This window comes from Faecalicatena contorta (genome assembly GCF_003149105.1).
GTDB lineage: Bacteria > Bacillota > Clostridia > Lachnospirales > Lachnospiraceae > Muricomes > Muricomes contortus_C.
This window is the reverse complement of sequence record NZ_QGDS01000011.1, coordinates 89,674-110,412: the sequence shown is the minus strand read 5'-3', so window position 1 is coordinate 110,412 and position 20,739 is coordinate 89,674. Positions and strand designations below refer to the sequence as shown.

The 20,739-nt window shown below is 39.5% G+C and carries 21 protein-coding genes and 1 pseudogene; 21 read left to right on the top strand and 1 reads right to left on the bottom strand.

Annotation, left to right across the window (positions count from 1 at the left end):
- Positions 1-127 precede the first annotated feature (127 nt).
- The 13 genes and pseudogenes from A8805_RS16190 (at position 128) to A8805_RS16135 (ending at position 10,473) form a co-directional block, all read left to right on the top strand.
- Positions 128-1,156 (top strand): DctP family TRAP transporter solute-binding subunit, encoded by a 1,029-nt coding sequence (locus tag A8805_RS16190; protein WP_109713034.1) that lies wholly within the window; start codon positions 128-130, stop codon positions 1,154-1,156.
- Positions 1,157-1,173: 17 nt separating this feature from the next.
- Entirely contained in the window at positions 1,174-1,665 is a 492-nt protein-coding gene (locus A8805_RS16185) for a TRAP transporter small permease (RefSeq protein ID WP_109713032.1), read from the top strand.
- Entirely contained in the window at positions 1,662-2,945 is a 1,284-nt protein-coding gene (locus A8805_RS16180) for a TRAP transporter large permease (RefSeq protein WP_109713030.1), read from the top strand. Before A8805_RS16185 ends, A8805_RS16180 begins: the two co-directional genes overlap by 4 nt.
- Positions 2,946-2,958: 13 nt before the next feature.
- Positions 2,959-3,798: a transketolase gene (locus A8805_RS16175; RefSeq protein WP_109713028.1), complete on the top strand. Its 840-nt coding sequence runs from the start codon at positions 2,959-2,961 to the stop codon at positions 3,796-3,798.
- Between the two features lie 12 nt (positions 3,799-3,810).
- Positions 3,811-4,746, top strand: coding sequence for a transketolase family protein (locus tag A8805_RS16170; protein WP_109713026.1), 936 nt, complete (start codon positions 3,811-3,813; stop codon positions 4,744-4,746).
- Between the two features lie 18 nt (positions 4,747-4,764).
- Positions 4,765-5,523: an SDR family NAD(P)-dependent oxidoreductase gene (locus A8805_RS16165; RefSeq protein WP_109713024.1), complete on the top strand. Its 759-nt coding sequence runs from the start codon at positions 4,765-4,767 to the stop codon at positions 5,521-5,523.
- A 176-nt stretch (positions 5,524-5,699) separates the two neighbouring features.
- On the top strand, positions 5,700-6,434 hold the full coding sequence (locus tag A8805_RS16160; RefSeq protein ID WP_109713022.1) for a FadR/GntR family transcriptional regulator: 735 nt from the start codon (positions 5,700-5,702) through the stop codon (positions 6,432-6,434).
- A 126-nt stretch (positions 6,435-6,560) separates the two neighbouring features.
- Positions 6,561-6,830: a hypothetical protein gene (locus A8805_RS16155; protein ID WP_109713020.1), complete on the top strand. Its 270-nt coding sequence runs from the start codon at positions 6,561-6,563 to the stop codon at positions 6,828-6,830.
- Between the two features lie 42 nt (positions 6,831-6,872).
- Positions 6,873-7,304 carry a ribose 5-phosphate isomerase B gene (rpiB, locus tag A8805_RS16150; RefSeq protein ID WP_109713018.1) on the top strand — a complete coding sequence of 144 codons (432 nt, stop codon included), beginning with the start codon at positions 6,873-6,875 and terminating at the stop codon, positions 7,302-7,304.
- A gap of 12 nt (positions 7,305-7,316) precedes the next feature.
- A pseudogene (locus A8805_RS23030) lies at positions 7,317-8,299 on the top strand (6-phosphofructokinase).
- Positions 8,300-8,312: 13 nt separating this feature from the next.
- On the top strand, positions 8,313-9,254 hold the full coding sequence (fba, locus tag A8805_RS16140) for a class II fructose-1,6-bisphosphate aldolase (protein ID WP_109713016.1): 942 nt from the start codon (positions 8,313-8,315) through the stop codon (positions 9,252-9,254).
- Positions 9,255-9,345: 91 nt separating this feature from the next.
- Entirely contained in the window at positions 9,346-9,534 is a 189-nt protein-coding gene (locus A8805_RS23025) for a putative holin-like toxin (RefSeq protein ID WP_334294052.1), read from the top strand.
- A 315-nt stretch (positions 9,535-9,849) separates the two neighbouring features.
- Positions 9,850-10,473 carry a GNAT family N-acetyltransferase gene (locus A8805_RS16135; RefSeq protein ID WP_109713112.1) on the top strand — a complete coding sequence of 208 codons (624 nt, stop codon included), beginning with the start codon at positions 9,850-9,852 and terminating at the stop codon, positions 10,471-10,473.
- 80 nt (positions 10,474-10,553) lie between these two features.
- Here A8805_RS16135 and A8805_RS16130 read toward each other — a convergent pair whose 3' ends face one another.
- Positions 10,554-11,318, bottom strand: coding sequence for a DeoR/GlpR family DNA-binding transcription regulator (locus A8805_RS16130; RefSeq protein ID WP_109713014.1), 765 nt, complete (start codon positions 11,316-11,318; stop codon positions 10,554-10,556).
- 184 nt (positions 11,319-11,502) lie between these two features.
- Here A8805_RS16130 and hxlA point away from each other — a divergent pair, with 184 nt between their 5' ends.
- From hxlA to A8805_RS16090, 8 genes are all read left to right on the top strand, one after another.
- On the top strand, positions 11,503-12,144 hold the full coding sequence (hxlA, locus tag A8805_RS16125) for a 3-hexulose-6-phosphate synthase (RefSeq protein WP_109713012.1): 642 nt from the start codon (positions 11,503-11,505) through the stop codon (positions 12,142-12,144).
- Positions 12,141-12,704: a 6-phospho-3-hexuloisomerase gene (gene hxlB / locus A8805_RS16120; protein ID WP_109713010.1), complete on the top strand. Its 564-nt coding sequence runs from the start codon at positions 12,141-12,143 to the stop codon at positions 12,702-12,704. The genes hxlA and hxlB overlap by 4 nt, the downstream gene beginning before the upstream one ends.
- A gap of 38 nt (positions 12,705-12,742) precedes the next feature.
- Positions 12,743-13,762 carry a zinc-dependent alcohol dehydrogenase family protein gene (locus A8805_RS16115; protein ID WP_109713009.1) on the top strand — a complete coding sequence of 340 codons (1,020 nt, stop codon included), beginning with the start codon at positions 12,743-12,745 and terminating at the stop codon, positions 13,760-13,762.
- Positions 13,763-14,072: 310 nt separating this feature from the next.
- A complete protein-coding gene (locus tag A8805_RS16110; protein ID WP_109713007.1) occupies positions 14,073-14,951 on the top strand; it encodes an aldose 1-epimerase family protein in 879 nt (292 codons plus the stop codon).
- A gap of 13 nt (positions 14,952-14,964) precedes the next feature.
- On the top strand, positions 14,965-16,578 hold the full coding sequence (locus A8805_RS16105; RefSeq protein WP_242992441.1) for a response regulator transcription factor: 1,614 nt from the start codon (positions 14,965-14,967) through the stop codon (positions 16,576-16,578).
- Between the two features lie 29 nt (positions 16,579-16,607).
- Positions 16,608-17,609 (top strand): sensor histidine kinase, encoded by a 1,002-nt coding sequence (locus A8805_RS16100; protein ID WP_109713005.1) that lies wholly within the window; start codon positions 16,608-16,610, stop codon positions 17,607-17,609.
- A 4-nt stretch (positions 17,610-17,613) separates the two neighbouring features.
- Positions 17,614-19,071 carry an ATP-binding cassette domain-containing protein gene (locus A8805_RS16095; protein ID WP_109713003.1) on the top strand — a complete coding sequence of 486 codons (1,458 nt, stop codon included), beginning with the start codon at positions 17,614-17,616 and terminating at the stop codon, positions 19,069-19,071.
- 159 nt (positions 19,072-19,230) lie between these two features.
- Positions 19,231-20,739: a sugar ABC transporter ATP-binding protein gene (locus tag A8805_RS16090; RefSeq protein WP_109713001.1), complete on the top strand. Its 1,509-nt coding sequence runs from the start codon at positions 19,231-19,233 to the stop codon at positions 20,737-20,739.

Here is a 20,739-nt window from a genome sequence, read left to right as displayed (position 1 = left end):
GCTACAAAAAGAAAAGGTTAAATCTGTGAGTATTATAGAATATGCAAAAACAGATTGACAACCTAAACGTAGGATGTTAGGATGAACCTACAAAGAAGTGAAAACAAAAAGGAAAAGGGAGGAACCTATGAAAGCAAAGAAGTGGGCTGTATTATTATCACTTACATTACTATTAGGGTTATGTTCTGGTGGATGTGGGAGTGAAGCAGGTACAACATCATCCGGTGATAGTGAGTATCAGAAGATTGATTTAGTAATGGCTGTAAACGGAACGGACATTCAAATGGACACAAGGGTTGCAAACAAATTCGCCGAACTGGTAGAGAAAGCTTCAGGAGGGGAGGTTACGATTGAAGTTTATCCCAATGACCAGTTGGCAGGAGGAAATGCCTCGAAAGGGATCGAGATGATTGCAGGTGGAGCTGTTGACCTTGCATCCTATGCAACCAGTACGATGTCAGTTATTGATGAGCAGCTGGCAGCGGCTACTGTTCCGTGGATATTTGCTGATTATACAGAGGCCAGAAAAATCATTGATGAAACCGGCGGTGATTATTATGCAGAGCGTTTGGCAGCAAAAGGAATTACTTTTTTAGGATCATATCACAACGGTTTCCGCCAACTTACAAATAGCAAGAGAGAAGTCAGAACTCCAGAAGATGTTGCAGGATTAAAAATCCGCGTGCCCGGGAGCGAAGTGTTTATGGGATTCTTTAGAACTTTGAAAGCTGATCCGGTAGCAATGAGCTGGAGTGAAGTGTTTACTGCAATTCAGCAGGGAACTATTGATGGACAGGAAAATGGTGTAGTCATTACAGATTCATCAAAAATGAGTGAAATACAAGATTACATGACCCTGTGGAATTATTCTTATGAGAACAATTTATTTGTAGCAAATACTAAGATTTGGGATTCTCTGGAACCAAAGACCCAGGAACTTTTACAGGAGAAGGCAGCTGAAGCATGTGAATGGGGACGGGATACTCTGGAAAAAGAAGAAAAAGAGTTGGTTCAAAAATTTGAGGAGGCAGGAATGAAAGTGACCACATTGACAGATGAGGAGATGGAGGCATTTGAAGAAGTCATGAAAGAGACTCGTCAGAAATTTATTGATAAGTATGGTGAAGAAGCCAGACAAGCTTTCCAGATAAAGTAGAAGGAGAATATGAGAGTATGAGGTTTTTAGATAAAATTGAAGAAATATTATCATCAATCTGCCTAATTGTTATGACGGTTTTAACTTTTGCAAATGTAGTATCCAGATATGTATTTAGTGCATCATTTTCTTTTTCCGAGGAAATTACAACTTATCTGTTTGTACTTCTGAGTTTACTTGGGACAGCAATTGCAGCAAAAAGAGGCGCACATTTAGGTTTGAGTATTATTACAGATGCAGTCGGATTCAAGGCAAGAAAAGTGCTTAACGTTATTGGATTTTCTATAGCAACAGTGTTTTGTGCAGCCATATTTTTCTATGGGATTAAGATGGTGATGAATCAGGTATTGTTAGGGCAGGTAACGGCCGGAATGCAGTGGCCGGAATGGATATTTGGTTCTTTTGTTCCCTTTGGTGCATTTTTTGCAACGGCGCGGTTTATGCAGGTCTTAATTGCTGAAGTTAAGAATACCCCGGAGAAAAATGATGAGGAGGTGGCTAAGTCATGATAGCAGCGGTGTTATTTTTGGTATTTGCAGTTCTATTGTTTATTGGTGCACCGATTGCGGTATGCCTTGGTGCTTCCAGTGTTATAGCAATGCTTATGCAGGGGGCAGGAAGACCTCTTGATACGGTTATGAGCAGCCTGCCGATGATTGTCTCATCATCCACAAGTAAATTTGTATTGCTGGCAATTCCATTCTTTATTTTTGCCGGCAATATTATGGAAAAGGCAGGAATTTCAGGAAAACTGATTGCTCTTGCAGAATCTTGTGTAGGGCATATCAGAGGCGGATTAGCAATGGTATGCGTTATAGTATCCTGCTTTTTTGCGGCAATCTCTGGTTCAGGACCGGCAACAGTAGCCGCACTTGGTGTTATTGTAGTACCGGCAATGATTAAGTCAGGTTATACACCGGCCTTTTCAGCAGCATTGATGGCAGCGGCAGGGGCAATCGGGGTTATCATTCCTCCATCTATTACCTTCGTGGTATATGGCTCAATTGCAGATGCATCTATCGGACAACTTTTTCTGTCAGGTCTGGTTCCCGGGTTAATCATGGGAGCGGCATTATTAATCGTAGCATTAATAATCGGAAGAAAGATGAATTTAAAGGCAAACTCCAAGGCTTCCGGTGCAGAACGATGGAAAGCTTTTAAAGATGCTTTTTGGGGACTGTTAATGCCGGTTATCATTCTGGGAGGTATTTACGGTGGTATCTTTACACCAACTGAAGCGGCAGCGGTATCAGTAATTTATGGTTTATTTGTTGGAATTTTCATATATAAACAAATACATATTAAGGAATTTTATCAGATATTAATAGACACGGCTTCTACCACAGCAACAGTTATGTTTATTACAGCGGCAGCCAGCTTGTTTGCTTATGTGTTGACAAGGGCAAGACTGGATGTGGCAATCAGCTCCGGACTGGAATCAATGACTGGAGGGAGTGTTATTGTATTCTTTATTATTGTGAATATTATTCTCTTGATTGCCGGCTGCTTTTTAGATTCCACATCAGCTTTATATATATTTACACCATTGTTCGTGCCGGTGGCACAGGCACTGGGTGTTGATTTGATACACCTCGGTGTTGTTATGATTGTAAATCTCGCAATCGGGTTATTTACACCGCCGGTTGGAGTGAATCTCTATGTAGCGTGCGGGGGTGGAAATGTCAACCTAAAGCAGATTTCAAAAGCGGTAATCTCTTTAATATTGGCAGCAATAATCGTATTGCTCATAGTGACCTATATACCTAAGATTTCGCTATTGTTTATTTAAGAAAGGAAAAAAGATGAAGAACGTAAGTGTGCAGTCACTCAAAAGGCAGTGTATTGATTTGAAGAAAAAAGTAATTACCATGGTATATAAAGCACAGTCAGGACATCCCGGCGGTTCGCTTTCAGCAGCAGATTTTGTAACGGCACTCTATTTTAGAGAAATGGATATTGACCCACAGAATCCAAATTGGGAAGACAGGGACAGATTTGTGTTATCAAAAGGCCATGTATGCCCGATTCAGTATGCAGCACTGGCAGCAAGAGGATACTTTGATGAGAAAGCATTGGATACATTGAGGCAGGAAGGGTCTATGCTCCAAGGGCATCCGGATATGAAGAAATGCCCCGGCATTGATATTTCTACAGGTTCTCTGGGTCAGGGGCTGGCCTGCGGTGTTGGAATGGGAATCGCAGCGAAAAGGGATAATAAAGATTACCGCGTATTTGTTGTGGTTGGCGACGGTGAGTGCCAGGAAGGTGAAATATGGGAAGCGGCTCAAACAGCGCACAAATATCAACTGGACAACTTGATTGTGTTTGTTGATAACAATAACTTACAGATTGACGGAATCACAGATGAAGTAATGCCAAATATCCATTTAGGGAAAAAGTTTGAAGCCTTTGGATTTGATACATATGAAATCAATGGGCACGATATGCAGGAAATTGTAGATACTCTGGAACGCATCAAGATGACCAGGAACGGAAAACCGAAATGTATTTTCGCTAATACAGTAAAAGGAAACGGAGTTTCTTATATGGAGAATGAATGCTGCTGGCATGGTGTAGCACCGAATAAAGAAGAGTACGAAATGGCAATTAAAGAACTGGATGAGCAGCTTGAGATGTGTTAGTGGAGGTATGAGATGAGCAAAACAAAGAAAGCAACCAGAGATGGATTTGGCGAAGAGATTGTAAAGTTAGGAAAAGAGAATAAAAATATATATGTGGTTGATGCCGACATCGGAAAATCATGCAAAACAGTAGGTTTTAGAGAAGCATTGCCGGAACAATACCTTAACGTCGGGATTGCGGAGCAAAATGCAGCAGGTGTAGCTGCGGGGCTTGCCACCTGCGGAAAGATCCCATTTGTAGTAACTTATGCAGTGTTTGGGTCACTGCGTATGTGCGAGATGATTCGTCAGGAGATTTGCTACCCTGATTTGAGTGTAAAGATAGCATGTTCACATGGGGGTGTGACACCGGCTAATGATGGAGCCAGCCATCAGAGTATAGAAGACATGGGAGTGCTCAGAACCATTCCTAATATGACAGTGCTGATGCCGGCAGACTACTATGCTGCAAAAAAACTGGTGGCAGCGGCGGCAGAATATGATGGTCCCGTGTATTTGCGTTTTACCAGAGATGCAATCCCGGTAATTTATGATGAAAATACAGAGTTTGAGATAGGCAAGGCATTAAAGTTAAAGGATGGGAAAGACGTGTCAATTATCGCCAATGGTGACACTGTATCCATTGCTTTAAAAGCCGCAGAAGAATTGGAGAAAAAAGGCGTTTCAGTGAAGTTGTTTGATATGCATACGATTAAACCGCTGGATGTAGATGCTGTTATGGAGTGCGTGACCGATAACGGTAAGATTATTACAGTAGAAGACCATAACATCATGAATGGCCTGGGAAGTGCAGTCAGTGAAGTGGCGGCAGAACAGGGAAATACAACTGTAAAGCGAATTGGTGTTCAAGATCAGTTTGGCCAGTCAGCACCATACGAGAGGCTGTTGGAGATGAATGGAATTACGGTGGAAAATATAGTAAAGACGGCGGAAGAATTATTAAAATAGAATGAGAGGTTAACAAAGATGTTTGATTTTGACGGACAGGTAGTGATTGTAACTGGGAGCGGTTCTCCAAAAGGAATTGGAAAAACTATTGCCAAGACATTTGCAAAACAGAAGGCAGCAGTAGTAATTGCTGATATTAATGAGGCAGGAATACAGGATACTGTTAATGAGATAAAGAGTGAAGGCGGCGAAGCCATGGGCGTAGTGGTAAATGTTACGTCAGAAGAATCAGTGCAAAACATGGTTAAAGAAGTAATGGATGCTTATGGAAGGCTGGATGTGCTGATAAATAATGCAGGAATCTCCCAAAAAGTAACCGTGGAGGATATGACTCTTGCGGACATCAGAAAAATTTTTGAAGTCAATATGTATGGACTGTTCTTATGTACTCAGGCTTGTATGAAGCCGATGCGTGAAGCAAAATACGGAAGAATTGTAAATCTTTCTTCAGTATCAGGTAAACGTGGCGGTGGAGTGTTCGGTGGGGCACATTACTCTGCCTCTAAAGCTGCAGTTTTGGCATTTTCCAAGAATCTTTCAAGGGAAATTTCAGCCGAGGGAATCACTATTAATAGTGTTTGTCCGGGATTGATTGATACAGAGATATGGAAGTCACTGCCGAAAGAAGAGGCTGACCAGGTGATAAGCCAAATTCCAATGGGACGGCCGGGACAGACCCAGGAGGTTGCTGATACAATTGTATTCTTAGCATCTAAGGAAGCTTCCTATATAACAGGAGAAGAAATTGATATTAACGGTGGTTCACATATGGATTAATTATATTCAAAATATTGATATTTAGGATGATTTCTTCCTAAAAAAGATTCTGGGCGGTCATGCCATGAGCCGCCTGGAAAACCTCCCCCTCATCTGAAAAATTGTTTACAAATTAACAATGCAATGTTATGATACTATGTAGGACATTAGGACATACAGATGAGGGGTAGAAGGAAATGCAAAATAGTGGTGAAAGTTATTTTAAAAAAGTAAATAGTGAATCGGTTGTACAATTAGTGATTAATAGTCTGACAGAGGCAATGCTGCAGAGAAAATTACGGCCGGGCGATAAACTTCCCACAGAAATTGAATTAGCAGAAAGCTTTGGCGTAGGCCGCAATTCTGTCCGTGAAGCGATTAAGATATTGGTATATCTGGGGATTCTGGAAATCCGGAGAGCAGAAGGAACTTTTGTCTGTGAAGGATTTAGGGAATCAATGATTGATCCTATGATATACGGAATTATTTTAGACACTTCAGATTCTTATAAGGATCTTATGGAATTAAGAGAGATGATGGAAGTGGGAGTTATGCAGGTTGCAATGGAGAAATATACTCAGGAAGATCTGGAGCATCTGGCTGTGCTATTGGAAAAGATGCGGGAAGAGATTTCCAGGGGTGCAGGTAATGTCCAGAATGTATTTGAAGCGGATAACGAGTTTCATATCGCTATCTCAAATATAGGTAATAACCCATTGGTAGATAAGATTAACAAGGTAGTTCGGGTATTAACTCACGCAATCCGCTATGAGACCGTTAAGCGTATATTGGAGACAGGAAAAGAAGAAGAATTTTTGGAAGCACATCAAAAACTGTATCGGATTATGGCTGAACGGGATAAAACAGACATGAAGTCAATCGTCAGAAAGACCTACTTTGAGGAGATTGGCTTTGGAACAATCGAGAAATAATCATACTATTGAAACATTGAAATGCCTTTTCCATGGTGAACCAGGAAAGGGCATTTCTTAGTTAAATTATAAAGTGACCAGAATATCGGAAAAACTATAGTAGTAGCAGAAACAGGAGGGAATACAATGATTGTTGTTACAGTGTTAAATATCAAGAAGGACCAGTGTGGTAAAGAGAGCTTAAAAAAGTTTCCGGGAGTTCAAACAGCTAATGTTGAGAATGTCTACACAGTAGATAAAGTGGAAGAAATTATTCCTTCTGTTAATTCTTATATAAGAGAGAAGATTGATGGGGAATACAATCGAAACAAAGAATACAATAGAATCTTTCTTGAGAATGATGAGCAGGCCTACATTTTTGAATGGTTTTCTGAAGTGTATAATTATAGTGCCTAGAAAACTTTATAAACAATTATCACCAAGGAATAGGAGATATTTATGATTGCAATTGGAAGTGACCATGGGGGTTTTCAATTAAAGAAAGCAATAATGAAACATCTGGAAAGGAAGAAGATTGCGTATTTAGATTTTGGAACATATGAGGAAATGTCAACGGATTACCCGATTTATGGGAAAAAGGTTGCAGAGGCAATTCTCAGTAAAGAATGTGAACGGGGTATTATTATCTGCGGAACCGGAATTGGCATATCAATCATGGCAAACAGATATAAGGGAATCAGAGCAGCACTATGTTCAGACTGTTTCAGTGCAGAAGCAACACGGCTTCATAATAATGCAAACATCCTGGCACTTGGTACCAGAGTAATTGGCGAGGGTCTGGCATTAAAAATTGTTGATACTTTCTTAGAAACACCGTTTTCTAACGATGAAAGGCATATAAAAAGAGTTAGCATGTTAAGCGATGAGTAGAAAGGGCAAAATATGAAAAATATATTAGTTGCACAATCGGGAGGTCCAACGGCAGCAATTAATGCAACCGTGGCAGGAGTAGTCTCGGCTGCCTTAGAAAGTAGTGATGTTGATAAAATATATGGGGCGCAAAATGGGGTACAGGGTGTACTGGACGAGACTTTTGTTGATTTAAGAGATAAAATAACAAGTGATTATGACTTAGGGCTTTTGAGTCATACCCCGGCGGCAGCGCTTGGTTCCTGCAGACTAAAACTCAAAGATCTGAGAAAAGATAAAGAACAATTTGAAAAAATCATTGAAGTATTTCGCAAATATGATATTAACTGCTTTATCTATATCGGCGGAAATGATTCGATGGATACGGTAGATAAATTGTCCCAGTACTGTGCTATAAATAATATTTCCGGAATAACTATAGTAGGAGCCCCGAAAACCATCGATAATGATTTGGTAGGGGCGGACCATTGCCCCGGTTTCGGCTCGGCAGCAAAGTATATTGGGACTACTTTTTCAGAACTTGAGAGAGACTGCAATGTTTACAGGACCAAAGCGGTGTTGTGGATGCTTTTGGACATGCCTATATTGCCGGTTCTGCGAAAGTATTGGAAGATGCGGTGAGAAACCAGATTGGCTGCAAAGTACGTTCTATTGAACTCAACCTGATGCAGAGATGCGCCGGACATATCGCTAGTGAGACTGACATTGGTGAGTCAAGAACATTAGGCGAAAATGCATGCCGGTATGCGTTAGAAGGTCATAACGGTGTAATGGCTTCGATTATCAGAAAGCAGGATAATCCGTATATCGTAGAATATCAGGCTGTGCCGGTCTGCAATGTTGCCAATGCTGAAAAGAAAGTACCAACAGATTATATTAATGAAGAAGGAAATGATGTTACCCCCAAAATGCTTACTTACTTGAAACCCCTGATACAAGGTGAAGTAGAGCAAGAGTATGTGAATGGAATTCCAAAACAAATGATTTTGTATTAAGAAGGAGGAGCAAATGGCATTAGTTACAACAACAGAAATGTTTAAAAAGGCGTATGAAGGTGGGTATGCAATTGGTGCGTTTAATGTAAATAATATGGAAATTGTGCAGGGAATTACTGAAGCGGCAGGCGAGTTGAAATCGCCATTAATCCTGCAGGTGTCTAAAGGGGCCAGGTCATATGCAAAGCATTCTTATCTGGTAAAGCTGGTAGAGGCAGCATTGATGGAAAATGATATACCTATTGCACTTCACTTGGATCACGGGCCGGATTTTGAAACTTGTAAGTCTTGCATCGACGGCGGCTTTACCTCAGTAATGATTGACGCATCACATCATAGCTTTAAAGAGAATATTGCAATTACAAAGCAAGTAGTAGAGTATGCCCATGCCAAGGGTGTTGTGGTAGAAGCTGAATTGGGGCAGTTAGCAGGCGTGGAAGATGATGTAAATGTATCAGCAGAAGATGCAAAATACACACAGCCTGGAGAAGTAGAAGAGTTTGTGAGCCGTACTGGAGTGGATTCGCTGGCAATCGCTATCGGAACAAGCCATGGTGCATTCAAGTTTAAGCCCGGCCAAAAACCGCAGTTGAGGTTTGATATTTTGGATGAGATTACAAAACGTATTCCCAATTTTCCGATTGTATTGCATGGGGCATCCAGCGTATCGCAAGAGTATGTTAAAATTATTCAGGAAAATGGTGGCCAGTTGAAAGATGCCATTGGTATTCCGGAAGATATGCTTCGTCAGGCGGCACGCTCAGCTGTTTGCAAGATTAATATTGACTCGGATTTACGGCTGGCAATGACTGCCGGAGTACGACAAGTATTACATGATAATCCGGAAGCATTCGATCCAAGAGAGTACCTGAAGGCAGGAAGAGCAAATGTAAAGGCTTTGGTGTCGCATAAAATCAAAAATGTCCTGGGAAGCGATGGAAAAGCGACATTATAAGTAACGTAATATAAAGAGCGCTTCTAGCAAGGATTTGTGGATAAAACTGCGGAAACTCAAGTATAAAGTATATTGTAAGTAAAACTACTGTATGTTATACTTGCTTCAAGGGAAACCAAAGCAGGGCGGCTTATCCTCTTCTATCGGAGGGATTCCCCCTCCAGATGAAAGAAAGGAGGGGATGCCGATGGTTACATATACTGATATGATTCAGTTTTGTATACTCATTGTTGCTCTTATTGGTCTGTGTTATCAGATATTTAAGGGCAAACGAAAATAGCCGCCACTACTGCAATAGTGACGGCTGTTTATAGATAACAGTTATTGTTGTTTGGGGTAGGCCGCTTTTGGCTTTCCCTTTTCTGCTATTAATATAGCATACATTTTAATGAGATTCAAGGGCAATGGTAAATTTATGGAAATTTAGCCATACAAGACTATGGTGTGAGTATCACGAAAACATCGCAATAAACATTATGAGGTAAATGCCATATGAAAAAATCACTGGAGATTGTAACGGGCCGGGAGGTCTGAATTTAACGGGTGAGAGCCTCCCGATTGAGAAATCATCAATCAAATTATGGGGGAAGAGAAAGTGAACAATAATTATATATTACGTTTAGAGGAAAAGAAAGATTACAGAGAAGTAGAGAACCTTACCAGAGAAGCATTCTGGAATACTTACAGGCCGGGATGTAGTGAGCATTATGTGCTGCATACCTACAGGGACAGAGAGGAGTTCGTACCAGAGCTGGATTTCTGTCTTGAGATAGAAGATAAGATAATTGCCCATATCATGTACAGCAAAGCTTCCATTTTTACTGATGATGGAAGAATGATTCCTATTATGATATTTGGACCTGTCAGTGTACTTCCGGATTATCAGGGAAAGGGATATGGGAGCATTATCATCAAGCATTCTCTTCAGAAAGCTAAAGAGATGGGCTGCGGTGCAGTGGCTATTACTGGAAACCCTGAGTATTATAAAAGGTTTGGCTTTGTCAGCGGCAAATCCAAAGGTGTGTATTATTCGGATGTGCCGCGAGAGGAAGACGCACCATTCTTTATGGTAAAGGAGCTTGATGAAGGATTTCTTGATGGAGTAGTGGGAACCTACAAAGATCCGGAAGGATATTTCGTGGATGATGCAGAAGTTGAGGAATTTGATAAGCAGTTTCCACCTAAAGAAAAGAAGGTACTTCCTGGTCAGCTTGGGTAAAACACATTTTAAGTAAAACAAAAATCTCCGGCAGGCGGTATGTTGTACCGCGTGTCAGGAGATTTTTTCTAAGGCAGACATTATTCACTATATAATATTTCTGTGTTATTCCCGATAATGTCCCTGATATTCTTAGGCGCATCCGTGTCAGTCACTAAGTAATCAATATCATCCCAATCAGCAATCTTATAGATGCTATTAATACTAAATTTGGAGCTGTCAGTTAAAATGGCTGTTTGCCTGCTTCGCTCAACACATCTCTTTTTAAAATCTGCTTCAGAGAAGGATGTACTGCAGGGACCAGTACTGTTTTGAAAACCGTCTGTGCCCAGAAAAGCTATATTTAATGATATACTACTTAGCTCGTCATCGGCCCAGTGACCAACTATGCCATAGCTGCTTTTACGGACGGAGCCTCCAAAAGTATATATTTTGTTGTCACTTTCTGTGAGCAGAATTGCAGTATTTAATGAATTTGTAAATATAGTCAATCCTCTTTTCAGAGTGAGCAGCTTTGCTAACGCGTAGATAGTGCTCCCGGTATCTAAAAGAATTGTTCCGTTAGCAGGAATAAGATCCAGAGCCTTGGCAGCAATTTTTGCCTTCTTTTCTGTATTTTCAAATTCTTTTACTGAGACAGGGCGCTCTATTGTATCCATGGCAGCCATGGCGCCGCCGTGGCTTTTTTTCGCAATTCCTTCTTTATCCAAGTATATAATATCTTTTCTTATTGTTTCGGTAGATACGTGAAATAATTCTGCCAGTTCTCCCACTCTAACACTTCCAGATGTCAATAAAATCTGTGCAAGTTTATTTCTCCGCTCTGCAGTTAATGTCTTTTTCACGGTATTCTCCTTTAAATTTTATGTATTTAGTCTAGCATAACAAGCTCAAAAGTCAATAGCAGGAGATAAAATCCAAACTAATCGCAACATAAGGGCAAATAAATCGCAAAAAAATAATTGACACCAAAAAAAACCAAGTATATAATTGGGATAAGTTGCATGAGGCGGCAAGAAAGGGGAAGCTATGAAATTTCAATTGGCATTGGATGATATAACAATGGAAGAGGCAGTTGGGTTGCTGGAGAAATTAGAGGGGCAGGTCGACATCATTGAAGTGGGTACGCCTTTCATGATGGTATATGGGCTGGAGGCTGTGAGAACGCTAAAGGAGATGTATCCCCAATGCGAGGTGCTCTGTGATGCGAAAATTATGGATGCCGGCGGTTATGAGGCAAAACTATGCTTTGAGGCAGGGGCAGACTATGTAACGGTGCTTGGAGTTACAGACATTTTAACGATAAAAGATTGCGTTAAAACAGCAGGGGAGTATAAGAAAAAGATAGTGGCAGATATGATATGCGTGGACGATTTTGAAAAACGTATATCCGAAGTTGAAGAAGCAGGAGCTGACATAATTGCTGTACATACCGGAGTAGACCAGCAAACAGCGGGGCGGACACCTCTGGACGATTTGATTGAGATGAGGAAGTATGTGAAGTCTTGTCAAATTGCAGTGGCTGGTGGAATTGGGAGTACCACGATAGAACAATATCTCCCGTATAAACCAGATGTTGTTATCGCAGGAGGAAGTGTGGTAAAAGCGGAGAATCCCAGCCTGGAGGCAAGGAGTATTATAGAGAAAATGAAAGGAGGAAACCGGAAATGAGTGTAAAGGGATATACGGGTAAAATCATTCAAGAACTACATAATAATGCACAATATTTGGAGGATAGGCAGCTTTCAGAACTTGTAGAGGCAATTATTCAGGCAAGGCATATATTTGTTGCAGGAGCCGGGCGGTCAGGGGTTGCGATAAAAGGTTTTGCCAACCGCCTGATGCACTTGGGATGTTCTGTGAGCATAGTAGGGGATATTACGAATCCTCATACAGGAGAGGGGGATTTGCTTATTATTGGTTCAGGCTCGGGAGAAACAGACAGTTTAATATCATTGTCTGAGAAAGCTAAGAAAAGTCAGGTAAAAGTAGCATTGATTACAATGGATCCAGAATCCACTATCGGAAAGCTATCTGATGTATGTGTTGTATTGCCGGGGGTATCACCAAAAGTAAATAATCAGATGGCGGGGATTAAGTCTATACAGCCTATGGGTTCGGCCTTTGAGCAGATTAGCTTTCTGACATATGATGGTATCATTTTGGAGCTGATGAACCGTATGGATGAAACGTCTGATACGATGTTTGAGAGACATGCAAATTTAGAATAGTAATTGGATACGCGGTGTGCGGAAAGGAAGGGAAATATATGAAAGCAGCGGTATATTACGGACCACAGAACTTGAAGGTAGAAGAAGTTCCCAATAGGGAACTGAAAGACAATGAGGTTAGAGTCAAAGTAAAGTATTGCGGAGTCTGCGGAACGGATATCCATATATATAATGGGAGTGACGGGGCCTTTGAGGTAAATCCGCCCTTGATACCGGGACATGAGTTTTCAGGTGTCGTGGCAGAAGTGGGGAGCCAGGTTAAAGATATAAAGGTGGGAGACAAGGTTAGTGTGGATCCCAATGATATGTGCGGTGAATGTTACTACTGTAAGAATGGTATGCAGCATTTCTGCACAAATACCACCGGAATCGGAACAACTGTTGACGGCGGCTTTGCGGAATATGTCATTGCACGAGAGAAGCAGGTTTATAAAGTGCCGGATCAATTGACTTATATCGAAGCCGCAATGGCAGAACCAGTTTCTTGCTGCATTCACGGAATCGACTTATGTAACATTAAGCTGGGGGACACGGTACTTGTCTTGGGCGGCGGTCCAATTGGTATTATCATGCTCCAGCTTGCAAAGAATGCAGGCGCTTCCACGGTCATTCTCTCGGAGCCGGTGAAGGAAAAAAGAATGATGGCTGAGGAGCTGGGAGCAGATTTAACAGTCAATCCGCTTGAGGAGGATGTAGAGGCAGTGCTTGCCTCAAACTGTCGAAATGTGAACGTGGTGATTGAATGTGTTGGTAATATACATACTCAGAAGGAGGCAATCCGCCTTGCCGGAAAGGGGGCAGCGGTTATGTACTTTGGGGTGAACTTATCGGGGGATAGCTTTGCAATGAAGCCGGATGATATTTTCAGGAAGGAACTGCGGCTTCTGTCTTCCTTTATTAATCCATATACGTTTGAACGGGCCATACAGGTGCTGGCGTCAGGGCAAATCCGGGTGGACTGTATTGTCGCAGATGTGGTACCCCTTCAAATGATTAAAGACGCATTGACGAAAGAAGAGTACCGCAGAAAAGGGAAAGTTATGATACAGATGTCATAGAAAAAGTTTCCAGAATCAAAAATGAAAAACGGTTGCTGGCCTTATAGGTATAGCAGCTGTTTTTTTCTTCAAAGGTCCCTATCATTCCCGAAGAAGCAGAGTATTTATTTTTAGATTAAGTATCAGCATTTTATGAAAAAAGAAGGTATCCTTACTCTGCTGTTATGGCAAAAGATTATAATTTATAGAAAGCAAACTTATACGAAATCAAGGTTATAATTAGTAATTTAAGTAAAGAACTGGTTTATATGATATGTATTTGTTATAATTGAACCCATAGTTATAAAAAGCGGAAAAGGAAGAGGATTATATGGTATATTCATTAGAAAACGATATATTATGTATAAAGATAAATTCGGCAGGAGGAGAGCTCTGGTCGCTCAAAGACAAGGATGATACGGAATATCTATGGCAGGGAAATACAGAATACTGGGAAGACAGAGCGCCAAACCTGTTCCCGTATATTGCCAGGCTTACACAAGGACAATATATGCTAAATGGTAAAGTATATAAAATGGGGATTCATGGTTTTTTGAAGGATTCAGAATTGTCTCTGAGATATATGGATAAGAGCAAAATAGTATTTTCACTTAAGAGTAACAATAAGACATTTCAGCAGTATCCATATAAATTTGACGTTCGCATTACGTACAAGCTTACCCAAAATCAGTTGGAAGTGCATTACAGTGTGAGAAATAAAGACAGCAAAAAGATGTTTTTTGGAGTCGGTGGACATCCGGGATTTAATGTACCCTTTGAAAAGGGGCTGAAGTTTGAAGATTACTATATTCAGTTTAAAAACCCTAAAAATATGGAAAGAGTAGAAATGTCAGATGATTGTTTTGTGTTGGGAAAGTACAAGAAATTTGAATTTGATCAGCAGGACAAAATAAATCTGCATCATGATATGTTTAGGGATGACGCTATTATCTTAAGGAATGCACCGAGAAGAATTTGTCTGAGGTCGGATAAAGGGAAGAATGCTTTAGAAATAGAAAACCAGAAGATGGACTTTCTTGGAATTTGGCATATGCCGAATACGGACGCACCATATGTGTGCCTGGAACCATGGAGTTCTCTGCCGTCAAGAAAAGGAATAATTGAAGAACTGGAAAAGCAGGAAAATCTAATTTGTCTGAAACAGGGAGGTTATTACAGTATTTTTTACAAAATAAGAATTACTGGGTAAATGGAGGTTCGGTTTGATTAAAGTAATAATTGCAGATGATGAGGAGAAAGTTTGTCAGCTGATTTGTAAATTGATTAATTGGGAAGAACTGGATATGAATGTATCGGCTATAGTGCATGACGGTGTAGAGGCATTGGAAGCAATACAGAAGATTAAGCCTGATATTGTAATTTCGGATATACGGATGCCGGGATATAACGGGCTGGAGCTGATTAAACGGGCACAGGAAATATCAGATGACATAGCTTTTGTAATTATCAGCGGCTATCAACAGTTTGATTATGCAAAACAAGCAATTCAATATGGGGTAAAAGATTATCTGCTTAAGCCAATCAAAAAGAAAGAACTATGTGATGTTTTAAAAAATATAAAAAAGGAATACCTTTCAAAATGCAACCGCTTAACTCAGGAAGAGCGAAATAGAATTACAATCCAAAGTAATCGGGAAAAGGTAAGAACAACATTTTTTATGGAGGTTCTTTATAAAAAAGGCCGTACAAAAGATGAGCTGACGTTGGAAAAAATAAACAAAGAATATTATTTTAATTTTAAAGAAGGCAGTTTTCAGGCAATTGTCATAAAAATTGACGGTTTGGATGAAAGTACTAAAAAAAGCAGTACATATATTCAGGATAAATTTGCACAAGGAATTGACAGACATATCAGAGAAATATGTTTCGAATGTGAAAAGTTTTTTGATGATAACTATTGTACTTTAATTTTAAATTATGAACCGCTGCAATATAAAGAAATCAGAAGAGGTCTGCAAAATCTGCTGAATGATATTCTTCTTCAAAAAGAGATATTTGAAAATTTCCAGATAACATTTGGTCTGGGAGTAAAGAAAGAAAAGTTAGAAGAAATTTATTTATCATTAAAAACTGCAATATGGGCAACTGAACAGAGAATTTTAATTGGTATAAACCGTATGATTGAAGGCCGCGAAATTTCGCTTAATGTTATGGCAGAAAGCCAGGTTTTTTATGAGTTTAATAAAAAACTAAGTGCGGCGCTGGAAAATCTGAATGAGACACAAATTAAAGCGGCATTTGAATATTTAAAAACAGTTCTTGTGGGTAAAGAGGATGCCACAGGGCATGAAATTATGCAGATGTGTAAAGAAGCTTTAAATCTATATCTTTTTACAATGCAGAAAAATAACATTAAGATCAGCGATGCGGATAGTTTTTTTGAGGAATGCTGTAAAAATATTGATAATATCGGAAATGTTAATGAAATTTTCTCTTTTCTGGTAAGGAAGATTCTGGGATCCATGCGCCGGGCAGTGCAGGATAAAAAGATGCTTGATAACAAGCCGATACGTGATGCAAAATACTATATTGAAGAAAATTACAATCGTAGTTTGACATTGGAAATTGTTAGTAATTTTGTTGGCTTTAATTCTGCGTATTTCAGTTCGCTTTTTAAAAAAGAAACCGGAGTGACATTTCTGGAATATCTGACAGATTTAAGGATGAGCCATGCAAGAGAGCTGCTGAGAGAAACGAATATGAATGTATCATCTGTATGTGAAGCCGTTGGATATAGTGATGTAAAATACTTTACTAAGAACTTTAAAAAGGTAACAGGGCTGAAGCCAAATGAATACAGAAAAATATATTCCTAATCAATGATGTACAGGATAGGAAGGAAGAAATGAAGCATAGATATTCTATTTCAAAGGCTATAAAAATATGGATATACATATTGGGGGCTATACACATATTTCTGCTGCTCATGCTGTTTTTTATCAGTGTCAATGAGCATAAATATTATGTGTTTCTGGCTGGAGGAACGGCAGGTGCTGTTTTAGCGGCATATACAGGGTACTTTCTAGTCTACCGGCGCAATAAGAAAATAGAGAAATTTTGTCAATTATATATTGAAGGATATATTACAGAAGAAGAGTATGAAAAAAATGTGATGATTTCAGATATGATTGATGCAGTGTATAAATGCCAGAGCGAGAAGCTGGACAAAACGAAAATATTAAACCTGTCAAAGAAACAGGCACAGTATCTTGCACTGCAAAATCAAATCAATCCACATTTTCTATATAATACTCTGGAAGGAATCAGAAGTGAGGCTCTGTGTTCTGATATGGACCGTGTAGCAAATATGGCTGAAGCCCTTGCAACATTTTTCCGGTATACGATATCAAATATTGATAAAATGGTTACACTTGAAGATGAGCTGGCAAATGTGGAAAATTATTACATTATTCAGAAATACCGCTTTGGTGAGAAACTGCAGCTGAAGATAGAATATGGGGATGATTTGTCCGTTTTGAGCTTTAAGTTACCTAAGCTTATTCTGCAGCCTATTGTAGAAAATGCAGTTTATCATGGAATTGAAAATAAACTTGGGCAGGGAACTTTGAAAATTCAGGTGAACTATACTGCAAAAAGGCTTTTAATAAAAATTTCTGATGATGGAATGGGAATAGAGAAGGAAACGCTGGAAGAACTGAATACAAAGCTGCTGACAAATTCTTTGGAAGACATTACGGAATCAAAACAAAAAAAGGGTGGTATTGCTATATTAAATGTCAACAACAGAATTAAGCTTCTATATGGAGAAGAGTATGGTATTTTTATTCAGAGCCTGAGGAATGTCGGAACAGATGTACAGATTGTGCTTCCCGTTATAAAAGAGTGATAATATGAGAAATGAGATAATCAGACTAGAGAATGTTATTACAAGTGATGTGACAAAAACCAACCTGAATAATTTTAACCTGCATTTATTTGCAGGGGAAATACTGGGACTGATAGCTGTTGATGAGCACGGAAAAGAGAAGCTGCTTGAAATTCTGTATCAAAACAGCAGTATTAGATTCGGCAGAATATATTTTAAAGAGATGCTGGTAAACAGCTATAAATACAGTGATAACACGTTTAATAAAGTATATATATTATCCCAGAAAAGCAAGCTCATAGATCATTTAAATGTTTTGGACAATGTATTTGTGCTGAAAAGAGGATTTAGAAAGTATATAATAAATTCTAAAGTTCTGGCTCAGCAGTTTTACCGGCTGCTGGAAAAATCTGAAATTGATATAGAAATTAATCCCTATGATTTTGGCGACCAGCTGACTGAATATCAAAGATGTGTTGTAGAAATTATCAAAGCCGTTGTTCAGGGTATTAAAGTGATTGTTATCGATAATATAAGCAGTGAACTGAGCGAAAAGGATCTTAAGGCGTTTAAGCTGTTTCTGAAGCGGCTGGTGTTAAATGGCTATGGGATCATATATATTGGAAACCACCATGAAGAAGTGTTCCCAATATCAGACAGGGTAGCACTTATGAAAAGCGGCAGTATTATTAAAGTATTTGAGAAAGATGAATTGTTTGAGCAGAATATACTTCCGTATACGATTTCAATGGACAAACCGGAAACCTTTTTGAACAGAAGCTGTGCGGAAGGTAAAATTTTGTTCAGAGGTATTACTACAGAATACTTAAAAGATTTTACCTTCGAGGTTCAGAGGGGGACATGCGTTGTTTTATATGACAGAAGTAATAAGGTACAGCAGGACGTAATCAGCTGTCTCATTGGAGAAAACAGGATGAACAGCGGAGAGATATATTCTGAGACTGAGGGAGTGCAGAAGAAAATTGAGAAAAAGAGCTGGAAATATCAGATTGGGGTTATAGATGAGAATCCGATAAAAAATAACATGTATTATAACTTAAGCTTTATTGATAACTTTTGCACATTTTTAGACAATAGAAAGAAAACAGTCTATATATCAGGTAAATTAAAAGCAAGCATACAGAAGGAATATTATAAGGAACTGGGTAAAGCTTTGTATGAAACCGACCTTAATAAGCTTGACAAGACGGATTTATATAATTTGGTTTATTACCGGATACTGCTTCAAAATCCCAAAGTGGTGTTTATTGCCCAGCCATTCACTGACGCAGATATGTATTTAAGATTTCATATTATAGAACTGATCAGAATGTTAAAACAAAAGGAAATAGCGGTAATTATTCTGGCATTTACGATATCTGATAATTTGCACATAGCGGATAAATTTATTCTTATTGAGGAGGGCTATAAAAAGAAAGAGTTTCTTCCGGAAGAATTTTCGGATATCCAGCTGGATATATAAAGAAGTGAAGAATGTCCCCTACATTCCAAAGATGCCCCCGTAGCATTCCGATATTCGGAATGCTATTATTTTGTCATAGGAAGCTGCGTTTCCTACAACATACAAACCCTTTATTTTTAAAGGAGGAGGCAAAACAATGAAGCATGAAAGGTGACGAGAATGGAAGAGTACATTGTTGAATTGGAAGGGATAACGAAAACATTTCCTGGAGTTATGGCATTGGATAATGTGCAGTTTAACCTGAAAGCCGGAGAAGTATTAGCGCTGCTTGGAGAAAACGGGGCGGGCAAATCCACACTGATGAAAATATTGAGTGGTGTATATACCAGAGACAAAGGAACAATGAAGGTCTTTGGACAGGAGGTACAGGATATTACACCGAAAAAGGCCCAAGAAATGGGAATTGCCATTATTCATCAGGAATTGAATATGTGTTCCCATTTGACGGTTGCGGAGAATATTTTTCTGGGAAGAGAAAAGACGAAATCAGGAGTTCTGTCAGAACGGAAGATGGTGAAAGAAGCAGGGGCAATTTTACAAAAGTTGAATATTGATATCAGCCCCAATGCAGTAGTAAGCGATCTTGCAGTTTCAAAACAACAGATGGTAGAAATTGCAAAGGCTTTATCTACAAATGCGAAAGTATTGATTATGGATGAGCCGACCAGTGCATTGACTTCCAAAGAAATAGACGATTTATTCCGGATTATCAGACAATTAAAGTCAGAAGGCTGCGGAATCGTCTATATCTCACATCGTCTGGAAGAGCTGCAGCATATTGTAGACCGGGTTACAATCTTAAGAGACGGACAACATATCACCAGCATGAAATTTAATGTTGATGATATGGAAGAGATTATCACGTATATGGTCGGGAGAGAAATAAAAGAAAAATTTCCTAAAGTAGAATGTGAAAAGGGCAAAAAGATTTTTGAGGTGCGTAATCTGAATGCGGGAAAACTTGTGAGGGACATAAACTTTGAAGTATTTGAAGGAGAGATTGTAGGGATTGCCGGACTAATGGGGGCTGGCAGGACTGAGACAACACGGGCGATATTTGGTGTAGATGAAAAAGACAGTGGACAGATTTTCCTTGATGGAGAGGAAGTTGTCATACATAAACCAGAGGATGCCATAAAAGCAGGAATCGTTCTTGCACCTGAAGATAGGAAAAAGGACGGATTATGTACTAAGCTGAGCATCAAAGATAATATAGCACTTCCCAATCTGGATATTATCTGTAATAAAATGGGTGTAGTCAGTAAAAAGAAAGAAAATGACATGGTTAACAAAGCTGTCAAAGAGTTAAAAATTAAGCTGGCAAATGCAGATGTTGATGCGGGAAGCCTTTCAGGAGGAAACCAGCAGAAGGTTGTAGTTGGAAAATGGCTGGCAAGAAATTCAAGAGTTGTGATTTTTGATGAGCCGACAAGAGGAATTGATGTGGCGGCAAAGGTTGAAATTTATAATCTGATGAACAACTTAAAAAAAGAAGGTATCGGAGTGGTATTTGTATCATCAGAAATGCCGGAAGTGATGGGTGTAGCTGACAGGATTCTGGTTATGTGTGATGGAAAGATAACGGGAGAGCTGTCAGTGGAAGGGGCATCACAGGATAAGATTTTAAAATATGCCACATCATTTGAGAGAAAAGTCGGGGAGGCGTGA

Coding starts and splice junctions, on each gene's coding strand:
- A8805_RS16190 (WP_109713034.1), top strand. CDS start 128: ATGAAAGCAAAGAAGTGGGCTGTATTATTATCACTTACATTACTATTA.
- A8805_RS16185 (WP_109713032.1), top strand. CDS start 1,174: ATGAGGTTTTTAGATAAAATTGAAGAAATATTATCATCAATCTGCCTA.
- A8805_RS16180 (WP_109713030.1), top strand. CDS start 1,662: ATGATAGCAGCGGTGTTATTTTTGGTATTTGCAGTTCTATTGTTTATT.
- A8805_RS16175 (WP_109713028.1), top strand. CDS start 2,959: ATGAAGAACGTAAGTGTGCAGTCACTCAAAAGGCAGTGTATTGATTTG.
- A8805_RS16170 (WP_109713026.1), top strand. CDS start 3,811: ATGAGCAAAACAAAGAAAGCAACCAGAGATGGATTTGGCGAAGAGATT.
- A8805_RS16165 (WP_109713024.1), top strand. CDS start 4,765: ATGTTTGATTTTGACGGACAGGTAGTGATTGTAACTGGGAGCGGTTCT.
- A8805_RS16160 (WP_109713022.1), top strand. CDS start 5,700: ATGCAAAATAGTGGTGAAAGTTATTTTAAAAAAGTAAATAGTGAATCG.
- A8805_RS16155 (WP_109713020.1), top strand. CDS start 6,561: ATGATTGTTGTTACAGTGTTAAATATCAAGAAGGACCAGTGTGGTAAA.
- rpiB (WP_109713018.1), top strand. CDS start 6,873: ATGATTGCAATTGGAAGTGACCATGGGGGTTTTCAATTAAAGAAAGCA.
- fba (WP_109713016.1), top strand. CDS start 8,313: ATGGCATTAGTTACAACAACAGAAATGTTTAAAAAGGCGTATGAAGGT.
- A8805_RS23025 (WP_334294052.1), top strand. CDS start 9,346: ATGTTATACTTGCTTCAAGGGAAACCAAAGCAGGGCGGCTTATCCTCT.
- hxlA (WP_109713012.1), top strand. CDS start 11,503: ATGAAATTTCAATTGGCATTGGATGATATAACAATGGAAGAGGCAGTT.
- hxlB (WP_109713010.1), top strand. CDS start 12,141: ATGAGTGTAAAGGGATATACGGGTAAAATCATTCAAGAACTACATAAT.
- A8805_RS16115 (WP_109713009.1), top strand. CDS start 12,743: ATGAAAGCAGCGGTATATTACGGACCACAGAACTTGAAGGTAGAAGAA.
- A8805_RS16110 (WP_109713007.1), top strand. CDS start 14,073: ATGGTATATTCATTAGAAAACGATATATTATGTATAAAGATAAATTCG.
- A8805_RS16100 (WP_109713005.1), top strand. CDS start 16,608: ATGAAGCATAGATATTCTATTTCAAAGGCTATAAAAATATGGATATAC.
- A8805_RS16095 (WP_109713003.1), top strand. CDS start 17,614: ATGAGAAATGAGATAATCAGACTAGAGAATGTTATTACAAGTGATGTG.
- A8805_RS16090 (WP_109713001.1), top strand. CDS start 19,231: ATGGAAGAGTACATTGTTGAATTGGAAGGGATAACGAAAACATTTCCT.